Annotated in this window: 10 protein-coding genes; 6 read left to right on the forward strand and 4 right to left on the reverse strand. The window is 53.8% G+C overall.

Going from position 1 to position 11,241, the window contains the following annotated elements; genetic code table 11:
* The 3 genes from A3850_RS02315 (at position 1) to guaB (ending at position 3,200) form a co-directional block, all read left to right on the forward strand.
* Positions 1-945 (forward strand): hypothetical protein, encoded by a 945-nt coding sequence (locus A3850_RS02315; protein ID WP_068213813.1) that lies wholly within the window; start codon positions 1-3, stop codon positions 943-945.
* Positions 946-1,081: 136 nt separating this feature from the next.
* The gene (locus tag A3850_RS02320) at positions 1,082-1,657 is read left to right on the forward strand and encodes a ComF family protein (RefSeq protein ID WP_082921571.1); all 576 of its coding nucleotides are present in this window, start codon (positions 1,082-1,084) and stop codon (positions 1,655-1,657) included.
* A gap of 61 nt (positions 1,658-1,718) precedes the next feature.
* Positions 1,719-3,200: an IMP dehydrogenase gene (guaB, locus tag A3850_RS02325; RefSeq protein WP_068213816.1), complete on the forward strand. Its 1,482-nt coding sequence runs from the start codon at positions 1,719-1,721 to the stop codon at positions 3,198-3,200.
* 116 nt (positions 3,201-3,316) lie between these two features.
* Here guaB and A3850_RS02330 read toward each other — a convergent pair whose 3' ends face one another.
* Positions 3,317-4,675, reverse strand: coding sequence for an ADP-ribosylglycohydrolase family protein (locus tag A3850_RS02330; RefSeq protein ID WP_082921572.1), 1,359 nt, complete (start codon positions 4,673-4,675; stop codon positions 3,317-3,319).
* Between the two features lie 425 nt (positions 4,676-5,100).
* Between A3850_RS02330 and A3850_RS20375 the strand changes: the two genes are divergently transcribed.
* Complete coding sequence (locus A3850_RS20375; protein ID WP_068213819.1) at positions 5,101-5,568, forward strand: FKBP-type peptidyl-prolyl cis-trans isomerase; 468 nt, start codon at positions 5,101-5,103, stop codon at positions 5,566-5,568.
* 23 nt (positions 5,569-5,591) lie between these two features.
* Complete coding sequence (locus tag A3850_RS02340; RefSeq protein ID WP_076639915.1) at positions 5,592-6,086, forward strand: TrmH family RNA methyltransferase; 495 nt, start codon at positions 5,592-5,594, stop codon at positions 6,084-6,086.
* Positions 6,087-6,143: 57 nt separating this feature from the next.
* On the opposite strand, the gene A3850_RS02345 is transcribed toward A3850_RS02340, so the two are convergent.
* On the reverse strand, positions 6,144-7,559 hold the full coding sequence (locus A3850_RS02345) for a lipopolysaccharide assembly protein LapB (RefSeq protein ID WP_068213825.1): 1,416 nt from the start codon (positions 7,557-7,559) through the stop codon (positions 6,144-6,146).
* 304 nt (positions 7,560-7,863) lie between these two features.
* Here A3850_RS02345 and A3850_RS02350 point away from each other — a divergent pair, with 304 nt between their 5' ends.
* Positions 7,864-9,351 carry a peptidoglycan-binding protein gene (locus A3850_RS02350; RefSeq protein ID WP_068213828.1) on the forward strand — a complete coding sequence of 496 codons (1,488 nt, stop codon included), beginning with the start codon at positions 7,864-7,866 and terminating at the stop codon, positions 9,349-9,351.
* A 41-nt stretch (positions 9,352-9,392) separates the two neighbouring features.
* On the opposite strand, the gene obgE is transcribed toward A3850_RS02350, so the two are convergent.
* The gene (gene obgE / locus A3850_RS02355; RefSeq protein ID WP_068213832.1) at positions 9,393-10,430 is read right to left on the reverse strand and encodes a GTPase ObgE; all 1,038 of its coding nucleotides are present in this window, start codon (positions 10,428-10,430) and stop codon (positions 9,393-9,395) included.
* Positions 10,431-10,549: 119 nt separating this feature from the next.
* On the reverse strand, positions 10,550-11,128 hold the full coding sequence (locus tag A3850_RS02360; protein WP_068213834.1) for an adenylate kinase: 579 nt from the start codon (positions 11,126-11,128) through the stop codon (positions 10,550-10,552).
* Positions 11,129-11,241 lie beyond the last annotated feature (113 nt).

Genomic DNA, 11,241 nt, shown 5'->3' on the forward strand with positions numbered 1-11,241 from the left:
TTGAAGCTAAAAAAGGTGAATGGCCACCCCGCTACCGGCGGGGTGGCTAATTTTTTGCCCGGTGGTGACTCCCTCACCCTACGCCAAGGCCCACCTAAAACTGAACGGGCTTTCCTTACTTTAGCGGAACCAAATCGCCAATCTTCTATGCTGAACTCCCTGGCCCGCGCTTACACTCTGGTATTTGTCCTTTTCTACTGCAGCACCTCACCGGCCCTAGTCGCGCAGGACTTCACTCAGTTCGGAGAATATGGCGTTGATTGGGGTGGCTACCTATTCGGCGTGAAGGGTGGCCTCAGTGCGGGCAACCAGGATTGGTCTGGCCTCGAAACGGAATTTCTGTTGGGCTACCACGGCGCCCTTTACCTGGAGACTATTCCAGCGGGTGGACGATTCAGCTTCTACGGGCAGCTGGGCTATCATACGCGGGGGAGCCGGATAAGCCGGCGGCGGGCGTTTAGATTCGATGGCAACCAAGTCACATTACCATCGTTCGATTTCCGTTTTCAGAATATCTCGCTCGGGGCCGGAGCTAAATCAGTCGTCGCTTATACTCAAGTAGCTGATCTCTACTACTCTCTTGGTCTGAGAATTGAGTACAGTATCAGTAACAACTTGAGCAAGTATGATAATGTAGACAGTAATATCGATCCAAACTACCGGTTGAATTTTCCCTTCGATAGTCCAGACACAGTGAACGAAGTCGTCTATGGTGCCAGTTTCGGGGGCGGGGCAGTGTTCCCGCTTGGCGAAACTACATCTGCTTTCATCGAACTCACTGCGCACCCAGACTTAAGTTTCCAGTACAATCAGGGGCCAATCGAGAACGTCATCGACCCATTCTCCGCCAACACTCGTACCATCGGGGCGCGAATGATTCGCAACTTCACCATTGAGTTGTCCGTCGGCATCCGCTTTCTGCGCAAATGGGATTACATTGATTAAGTCCGCGCTTCGGTCATTTCTCAGGGACGTTGCTCACGGCACGAGTACCTTCCTCTACCCCAGCCTCTGTCTCAATTGCCAGCGGTCCATCCGGCCGAACGAGAAACCCGCCCTTTGCTTTTCTTGCTATCTCGGTTTGAGTTTCACCAAACACTGGGAATACCCGGAGAATGAGCTGACGGACCGCTTCGCCGGCCGGGTTCCACTCGTCTTTGGCGCGGCGTATATGGACTTCAAAGATGATAGCGCGGTACAAAGCCTCATCCACGCCCTCAAGTACCACAACCGGCCGGAAGTAGGCGTGGAGCTGGGCGCGATGTTTGCGGAAGAACTGCTCGACAATGACGTCGTCCGTAACGTGGACTACCTGATTCCCGTCCCCATCCACGGTAAACGTAAGCGGCAAAGAGGCTACAACCAGGCTGAACGGATTGCCGTCGGTATGAGCGAAGTGCTCGGTATCCCGGTACTGGCTCAAGGGCTGGCCCGCCGCAGCTTCCAACAGTCACAGACTAAGTTGGGTAAGCTGGACCGGATCGCTAACGTGGAGGAAACTTTCGTGATCGGGCGGCACGATCTCTCCGACAAGACAGTACTACTAATTGATGATGTAATCACTACCGGAGCGACGCTGGATTACTGTAGCCAGGCTATTCTCAAACGTTACCCGGACGCTCGCATTGGGGTTGCCGCGTTGGCCCTCACCCAATAACGATAAGTTTGCCCGTTGCCCGAAGCGTTCAAAGTTTTCCAAACTTTACATACCTTTGCGCATGGAATCCAACCAAAGCTACCCCCCCAAGTTTGCCCAGCAAGGACTGACCTTTGACGACGTCCTCCTTCTTCCGGCTTACAGTGAGGTTCTGCCCCGCGAGGTCAACCTCTCCTCCCAACTTACCCGTGGTCTTCGCCTGAACGCGCCCATCGTATCCGCCGCCATGGATACGGTTACTGACGGTCGCCTGGCCATCGCCATCGCCCGGCAGGGAGGTATTGGAATCGTCCACAAGAACATGACGATCGCCCAGCAGGCCGAGCAGATCCGTATGGTGAAGCGTTCCGAATCGGGCATGATCGTGGATCCCGTAACCTTGAAAATCAACGCAACGGTTGGCGACGCACGCGCGCTGATGCAGCGCCACCGCATCGGGGGAATTCCCATCGTTGACGATCAGGGAATGCTCGTTGGCATCCTGACCAACCGGGATCTCCGCTTCGAAAAAGAAGTGTCCCGCGAGATCAGGACGATCATGACCACCGAGAACCTGGTCACCGCACCGGTGGGCACTACGCTGGAGCAGGCGAAGGACATCCTCCAGAGCCACAAAATTGAAAAGCTCCCCGTCGTCGATGACCACGGTAAACTCGCCGGGCTGATCACCTACAAGGACATCATCAAGGTCCAGGATTACCCCAACGCCTGTAAGGATTCCTACGGTCGCCTCGTCGTTGGCGGCGCGATTGGCGTCACTGCCGACATGTTGGAGCGGGTGCAAGCCCTCGTCAACGTCAACGTTGACGTGATCACCATCGATACGGCCCACGGCCACAGTAAGGGGGTCCTGGATGCGGTCCGCAAGACCAAGGATGCCTTTCCCGATCTGCAAATCATTGGCGGTAACGTGGCCACCGGTGCTGCTGCTCTGGCCCTCGCTAATGCTGGCGCGGATGGTGTGAAGGTGGGCGTAGGACCTGGCTCAATCTGTACTACGCGCATCGTGGCGGGTGTAGGTGTACCCCAACTCTCCGCCATTCACAATGCTTACGAAGCGTTGAAGGGCACTGGCGTCCCCATTATCGGTGACGGTGGCATCCGTTACTCCGGCGACATCGTGAAGGCCCTTGCGGCTGGCGCGTCCACCATCATGGCGGGTAGCCTTTTTGCGGGTGTCGACGAAAGCCCGGGTGAAACCATCCTGTATGACGGGCGTAAGTTCAAGGTCTACCGCGGCATGGGCTCACTCGGCGCTATGAATAAGGGCAGCAAGGATCGTTACTTCCAGGACGTTGAGGACGACGTCAAGAAACTCGTCCCCGAAGGGATCGAGGGTCGCATTCCTTACAAGGGAAGCCTGGCCGAAGTCGTCAACCAATACCTCGGTGGCCTCCGCGCCGGCATGGGTTACTGTGGCGCCGCTACTATCGATGGCCTCCTGGACGCTGAGTTCGTGCGCATCTCCGGTGCGGGCATGGCGGAGAGCCACCCCCACAACATCACGATCACCAAGGAAGCACCGAATTACTCCCGGCGCTAATCCTGCCAACTCGTGCTTAGCTACCGCCTACCCAATTCGGCGCTGCCGCGGGTGCAATAAAATGGGGTAATGGGACCATTCCCCGAAGGACAGTATTGACCGCAACGGATAATTGCCTACTTGAACACTTCCGGACGACGAGATATGATGGCCTGCGTCATCTCCCAAGCCAGGGTTTCCAAATCGATGTCGAGGACGTCCCGGTTGATCTTCACTACCCGCTCCCTTTGCTCCGGGGGAAGGGCATTATATCCGTGGAGGGCACCCAGAATAGCTCCCGTCACGGCGGCAACGGTATCGTTATCCCGCCCGTAGTTGGTGACGAACTCCATTGCTTTGGAAAAGTCCAAGTCTGATATTAGCAGCGCGGTAAGGTTGATGAGATGAATTTCCCCGGCGTGGAAAGGCGCATCCTGGCTAGCTTGCCTCAGTAGCTCGTACGCTTTGAGGGTTCGGGCGTAGGTCAGGCTATCGTAGGGATAGTCATCCGGAAAGGTCATTTTCATTGCGGCGGCTTCCTCCCGGGTGATTCGGCTGGCTTGGCGGACGATGCCGCGGGCGCTGCGGTACTGTTGGTAGCTCACCCTTCCTAATAGGCGGGAGCGGAAAAACCCTTCCGGGTCGACGTCCCGCGCCACGTTCCGTACGGTATCCAGGGAAAGACCGTCACTGAAGGCAGCGGCTGTAAGTGCGGCGGTGAGGCCGGTGATGTCCCGTGCGTAACCCAGGTCGAAAATGCCCAAGTCATAAGCCGCTCGGTAGGCTGCTTCGGGGCGGCCGGGGAAGGCAGCTCCAATGGTGGGAGCGTAGAGCATGCCGGCGCAGGCCATCTCCCCTCCGTAGAATTTCGTCGTCGCATTCCGGTAAGCATCGATGTCTCCACTTACGTAGGCCCGGCTGACCTTGGCCCACTCCTGCAACCAGGTGACGCGGCGCATACCGTCTTCCAGGGGTTCAGGTTCCAGGCCTTTGGTTTCCCTCAGTTCGTTGACGGATCGCTCATAAGCCTGATTGACAAAAGTAGCGAAGCGGTCGGCCTTAAGGTCCAGTGGTTTACTTCCCCGCAGTAGGTGCTCCTGGATCAAAAATTCCGTGGTGAGGGCTTTCCACCGGGTATCGTCCGTCCCGGCGCCGGGGGGTAGGTTGAAATCCCACGGTCCTTCGGGACTGGGTTCGCGGAGGACGACATCCAGGTCTTTGACGTGGCCATACTCTTCGCTGATGGCCCACTGGTTCCACATTTCGGTGGGGGCGCCCATGGCATCACCGATGGCTGACCCGACCAGGCTGCCCAACACTTTATCGTATAGGACGGAGTCCGGGATTGAGAGGTCCTGATAGTCAGCCTCGGTGTGAATGGTAGTCGGTTTCGGAGTCGGTCTCAATGGTGATTGGGTTGGTGACTCATTGCAGCCACCACCCACCAATAGCAGGATCAGGGTGACGGCAACGGTAGTTAGCTGGTAGGAACGCATCCCCCTAAAGGTACGGGTACGCGCGGTTGGCTTGGGGGAACTTGGTCCACCCCTTCCCTTTTATCCGTTCAGCAATTTTGCTCCATCCTTCCGGTAAAGGTCTCGCGCCTAACCGAGAAGATCAGTCCATTCTCCCCACTTACTTTGCACCCGCGGCAGCGCCCAGATAGACATAAAAAAGGCCCGTTCAGCGTTTTCGCGACGGGCCATAAATACACTCACCTTATCATAAATCTTGTAACTGTTCTTTCTAACCGGGGCAAAATTCGGTGGGTTCGGTAACGATAGAAAATTTGTGGCCTAACAATAAGATTTCACGTATTGGGAGTTGCTCAACGTAATGGAGGTTACAATCTCCCAATGATTATCAACTAACGGAGTAGCCGAAAGACCGTACTTTTGCGTTCCCTTAAAAACCAACTTCGATGAAATATCTACTCTGTGTTCTGCTCCTGGGTGTTTTCCTCTATTCTGCCTGTGGTAGTAACGATAACCTGAGTTTCTGTGAGGAGGAGATGCTGCCCACGCTGCAGGAGTACATTGATACGAATATGCTGAACGTGACGCCCGGCGCGGACAATAGCTTTAGCTACCTGATCCTCGAGGCGGGGGATGGGGAGCGCCCGCAGCCAAATTCTATGGTGACCGTCAACTACGTTGGCATGAAAACCAACGGTGATATCTTCGACCAAACGACTGGCAACCCGCGGACGTTTAGCCTTTCCGGTTTGATCAGAGGTTGGCAATTGGGTATTCCGCTAGTTGGTGCCGGTGGTAGAATTCAACTCTTCTTACCTCCGGAAGTAGCCTACGGCACCCGTGGCGTACCCGGCAGTATTTGCCCCAACACCCCCCTGGTGTTTGAGATTGAACTGGTAAGCTTCACCCAGTAATCCGACAACTCGACCACCACGAAGTGGAGACCTCCGGGCGGCGGCACGCACTAACCTTGCTACTGGTGGATCTGCGCGACCCCCTCAACGTTGGGTCTGCCTTCCGAATTGCCGATGCTACCGGAGCCAAAATCGTACTGGCGGGCACCACACCTACCCCGCCGAATAGTAAGATCAACAAAACGGCACGCTCAACGGTCAGGTCCGTCCCCTACCAAACGGTAGTTAACGGGATGGATTTTCTGATGTCCAAAAGACAGGAAGGGGCTCACTTACTGGCCCTGGAATTGACGGATAGCAGCAGCTCCGTATTAAGCTACGAGCTACCCCAAGACGTCCGCGACGGACATCGGGAAGTAGTACTGCTTCCCGGTGCGGAAGCTGCTGGGGTTGCCCCCGAGTTACTTGCGCAGGTAGATGCCGCCGTACACCTACCGATGCACGGACAAAACACAAGCCTGAACGTATCCGTAGCTATTGGCGCGGCCGTATACGCATTGCTCGGGCAGCTTCAATAGTCAAGTATAATTCAAGTGATCAGGACAGTAACTGTCCCGATGCGCGCTCAAACTCACTTACCGATTTTCGTAAAGCGCGTAAATGGCGCGGAACTGGTCATCCTCCAGCAGATCAGGGTACCAATTCAGGAGTAGTTCCCGATCATCGTAGTAGTTAGAAAGGGCGTCGTTGAGTAATTCTAGTGCCTGAACACGCCGCTTGGTGACGTAACAGACGGCAACCATTCCGTAGAGCAGCGTAGCGTCTTCGTAGCGGGACAAAGAATCCTCGAGCAGAAATCTGGCCTTGCTCTCTTCTCCCAGGTCAACCAGAAAAATAGCGTAAGCCACGATCGCATCGCTATACTGCTGCTGGTGGGTAATGGCTTTACGGAAAGCAGCATCAGCTTCTTCCGTTTCGTTGAGGGCACTCTGGCAAAGGGCGAGCCCCAACCAGCAGTCTGCGGAATGACCGGTCTGCTCAACGGCTCGGCCGTAGTTATGCGCAGCGACGCCCCATTTACCCTCCGCCGCAAAGCACTCACCCAGATATTGGTAAGCATCAAACATGCGAGGATCTGCTTCTACCGCCTTGAAGTAGGCTGCTTTAGCCCGGCCTAAGTCCTCAAGCATTTGGTAGGAGCGCCCCATCCGCATGAACGTCTCGTAGTTGCTTTCTGCATTGGGCATCGAGAAGTAGCTACGGTAGACTACCAGGGCGGTACTGTACCGTTCGAGGTCAAAGAGTTTGTCCGCATAGGATAATTCGTAGCGGGCGTCCTTATCAAATAAAGAGCGGGCACTACTAAAGGCGTCCAGCGATTTGAAGTCCTCCCCGTGGTCCTCGTACCACAAGCCGAGGTAGAACCAGGCGAGGTGGTTGAAGGGGTCTTTATCCAAAATCCTCTCCAGCACGTTGGAAAGTTCCTTTTGGTAAAAAGCAAATTCAGCAGCGTTGAGAGCTTCGTCGATTGCAGGTTCCTGGTAAGGGTCGAGTTGGATAGCTTTAATGAGGGAAGACCAAGCGGAGGCCACTTCTTCCGTGTGAAGATGAATTAAGCCCTCAAAGAAGTGGAGTAGGCTAAGTTTTTTGTCTTCCTGGATGCGGGCGAATAGGGTACTGAGCACCTCTTGCGCCTCCTCTACCTTGTTGAAATGGATCAGTATCTCCAGCTTCAGCATGAGAGATTCTTCGTCGTTTGGAGCGTAAACAGCTAAGCGGTTAAGTGTGTCCAACGCTTCCTCCTCCTGAAAATTGATTTTGTGAATCAATGCTTTCCAACGGTAAAACTCCGGAGTATAGCTGTGCTGCGCCAGGGCAACATCGGCTACTAATAGGGTTTGGTCGAAATCTCCAGCCTCAAAGTAGAAGCCAAGAATATCCTCAAATTCTTCCTGGCCGAGGAAAAGGGGCTCATCTCTGCGAATGCTCTCTTCGAAGTCCGCCACTAACTTCTTGAGGGCTAAACGGCGCTGCTCATTTCTTTTGCTCATACGATTTGTCAACTCGGCGGCCTTCGTAAAAATTGCGGGCTCCCAAGGTATTTGTTTGGCGGCTTACGACTACTGGCAATCTTCGTGCCAGTTGGTAGCAGGTTTACTGTGGATACGGTTGAACTTAATAAAAGTTGCCCCTAACAAAACAAATTGTTTTCAAAAATATGCGCAGCCACTTTTTTGGGTGTTTTCTGTTAGGTCATGCGCTGTAGCGGTGATCGTTACTGTGTAATTTATTCAGCGTGGTTACGTTAATGCAGGGGCCAGTGAGCCCACTTACTGATTACACTTTCTGCATACCATGACACCCTCACTCACCAGTAAAGCTACGCTGTTCCTGTTTACGCTATTGGCCTGCTTCCCCCTGAAAGCGCAGGATATTTACGCCGTGCACGCAGGCATCTTCCGTGACGTTCGTGGTCAGGACTTCAAGATAATCGGAGATCTGGGTTATGTGTACAGTCTACCGGCCAGTGACAAAGAAGTCGAGGTAATGGTGGGGCAATATACCAGTAAGAATAAGGCCACCGGTATCCTTCAACAGTTGAACGACCGCGGGTTTCAGAATGCGCGCCTGGTCACTATTCCAAGTACTGCGGGTACGCCGGAAATTATGGTTCAGTTTGCCCTGCACGGAACCGATAGGCCAATCAAGTGGAAGGAATACCTCAAGTTGGGCCCACTGCACGCTAGCTCTTTGGACGGCACCCTCAAGGTTTTTACTGGTCCTTATCCTTCGACCGAAGCCGCGAAAACTGCCATTAAACAGATTAAGGCGGCGGGCTATGCGGATGCCTTCGTCAAAATTGTTCCTTCACTTCAGCTCATACCTATTGACGTGTTTGAGACTGGCGTGAAACAACCCCTGATTCCCATCGTGCTACCACCCCGGCCGGCTATTGCGGATACTGCTGATCAGAACTTAAGCCAACCGACTACTGCCCCCCGCGCAAAAGTCACCAATGTGGGAGAAGATGTTTCTGAAGATACGGGAACCGTCATTCCTCGCGCCGGCAACTCCGCTAAGACTCCTAATAAGGAGGTGACACGCGACGCTCCCTCCCCTACCCCAATGGGATCGACGGTAGTTGTACCTACCAATTCCAACAATGCGCCAAGCAGTACCATCAGAGATGAAAAGGAAGTACTTCCCGCATCAGAAGCAGTCCCCCCTACTTCGACAGCACTCGTAAAACCGCCTAACCTAGATGGTAGTACGAAACGGCACAGTACGGCTGAGTTACAGACTATACTTACGCAGCGTGGTTTCTACACTTCTGGCATTGATGGCCTTTACGGGCCGGGTACGCAGCAAGCCTACGAGCGAGCCGTCCGTGAACTACCCGCACTCGTTTTGTATAAGCAATACGCCAGCCATTCTCCCCGAAGTTTAGTTACGGGTGACATTCCGGCTACCTCCTGGCCGGAAACCCAGCTGCTGCTCACCGTTGCGGACGAATTAGCGGCTGGCACTACCGACCAAAAGCGGGCCAAGTTTCTAAAACAGCAGCGTAAGGCACTGTATACGACTAAAACGACGCTGAGTGCAGTGGCCAGCAGCCGTACTAAAGATTGGGCCGCCAGCTTATGGGAGAACCTAAATGACTGGGCTAGTGAAGACCCGTTCCACTCTCACGTCATCACCGCGTTGAAAGTAAGTTACCACCAAACTCAATCGCGTTTGGAGCAACACTATTCAGATGCTGGATTTACGGATGTTGAAGCTAGAGACCTGGCGATCGCGATGATGCAAAATCTCGTCGGGGCAGAGTTGAATAGATTTTTGTAGGACTACTCATCAAGATCGATGGGGGGGCAATCACAACTGCTCTATTCTTCTTCCATGGCTAACTGCGGCCCGTCGTAATCCTCCCGCTGAGCGATCACTTTTTGGTACAGCAAGTCCTTTAATTCTTGGATGCCCTCTCCCGTAATGGCGGATATGTAAATGTGCTGTAGGTCCGTTGGAATCTCATCCGCCCTCATTTCCTTCAGTTCATCATCTACCATATCGGCCCGGGTTAGCGCCAGGATGCGGGGCTTATCCAGCAGTTCCGGATTGTACTGCTTTAGTTCGTTGAGTAGTATCTGATACTGGCCCCGGATGTCATCCGCATCGGCGGGGATACAGAAAAGCAGCGTAGCGTTCCGTTCGATGTGGCGTAGGAAGCGATGCCCCAGCCCTTTGCCCGTATGAGCGCCCTTGATAATTCCGGGGATATCCGCCATGGCAAATGACCGGCCATCACGGTATTGGACCATCCCCAGATTGGGGACTAGCGTCGTGAACTCATAGTTAGCGATCTCTGGTTTAGCCGCTGACATTACACTTAGTAAAGTGGATTTACCGACGTTAGGAAGACCGACTAAACCAACGTCAGCTAAAAGCTTAAGCTCCAGAATGCGCCACACTTCTTCGCCATCTTCGCCGGGCTGCGCATAGCGAGGGGTCTGGTGGGTGGAAGACTTGAAGAACGTGTTTCCCTTCCCTCCACGGCCACCGGGTACGATGATTGTTTCCTTATCGTGCTCCGATATTTCAAAAAGTACCTCTCCCGTCTCTGGGTCGCGGACCAGTGTACCGAGCGGAACTTCCAGAATTACGTCATCCCCATCGGACCCGTGGCGATTATTTTCGCTACCTCCTCCACCGTGTGGTGCTTTGGTATGCTTACGGTATTTGAAGCCTAGTAGTGTCCAGAGATTTCGGTTCCCCTTTAATATGATGTGTCCTCCCCGTCCGCCATCGCCGCCATCAGGCCCACCCTTCAGGATACCTTTTGCCCGGTAGAAGTGAGCAGAGCCCGCCCCCCCATCTCCGGAACGAAGGTATATCTTAACGTAGTCAACGAAGTTACCGTTTGCCATTGCTTGGTTGTCTTTTAGAAAGCTTTGCCCACAATGATGCTCACCGGGTCAATCTTTAATCGCCAAGGGCAGCCGCGTAGTTCGCCTGATCCTTCAATACCGTAATTTAATAATGGAACTTAGTGAAGTTCCGGAGAAACGATCGCTTCAACGGCCGCGGCAACCTCATCAATGCTCCCCATGCCGTCAACTTTATGCGCTAAGCCAAGCTCATCGTAGTAATGGTAGACCGGCGTCGTATAAGCAACGAAATTATCGTAGCGCGTAGTGATAGTATCTACCTTGAGATCGTCCGCCCGCCCACTTGTAGCTCCACGGCCAAGAATTCTCTTCACGACTTCATCCTTATTGACGTCCAGGAGAATGAGGGCATCAATCTGGCTATTCAACTCCTCCATGAGTTCATTGAGGGCAACAGCTTGAGGGTCCGTCCGTGGAAAGCCATCAAAAATGATCCCTTCAACGTCTGGGTTAGCCTCCACTCGCTTCCGCAACATGGCAATGGTCACTTCATCCGGGACTAGGTGGCCACGATCCATAAAACTTCTGGCTTCCTGGCCAAGGGGTGTGTTCTTGCTCAGTTCCTCGCGGAACATATCCCCCGTACTGATGTGAAGGAAACCATGCTTCTCGACCAGCTTTCCCGCCTGAGTGCCTTTGCCTGATCCAGGAGGGCCAAATAGAATTAAGTTGTACATAGTGTCGTGGATTGACCACAAAGATAACAACGCGAGTGCCCCTTCCGGTTGCTTTACGTAAAAACTACACTAAGCACAACCGTATACCTCCTACAATCTTGCATCCAATAGCA

It is taken from the genome of Lewinella sp. 4G2, from assembly GCF_001625015.1.
Classification (GTDB): domain Bacteria; phylum Bacteroidota; class Bacteroidia; order Chitinophagales; family Saprospiraceae; genus Neolewinella.

Bases quoted from the DNA above. Each gene is read 5' to 3' on its own strand.
- A3850_RS02345 (WP_068213825.1), bottom strand. From the start codon at position 7,559: ATGAGCAAAAGAAATGAGCAGCGCCGTTTAGCCCTCAAGAAGTTAGTG.
- A3850_RS02350 (WP_068213828.1), top strand. From the start codon at position 7,864: ATGACACCCTCACTCACCAGTAAAGCTACGCTGTTCCTGTTTACGCTA.
- A3850_RS20375 (WP_068213819.1), top strand. From the start codon at position 5,101: ATGAAATATCTACTCTGTGTTCTGCTCCTGGGTGTTTTCCTCTATTCT.
- A3850_RS02330 (WP_082921572.1), bottom strand. From the start codon at position 4,675: ATGCGTTCCTACCAGCTAACTACCGTTGCCGTCACCCTGATCCTGCTA.
- guaB (WP_068213816.1), top strand. From the start codon at position 1,719: ATGGAATCCAACCAAAGCTACCCCCCCAAGTTTGCCCAGCAAGGACTG.
- obgE (WP_068213832.1), bottom strand. From the start codon at position 10,430: ATGGCAAACGGTAACTTCGTTGACTACGTTAAGATATACCTTCGTTCC.
- A3850_RS02360 (WP_068213834.1), bottom strand. From the start codon at position 11,128: ATGTACAACTTAATTCTATTTGGCCCTCCTGGATCAGGCAAAGGCACT.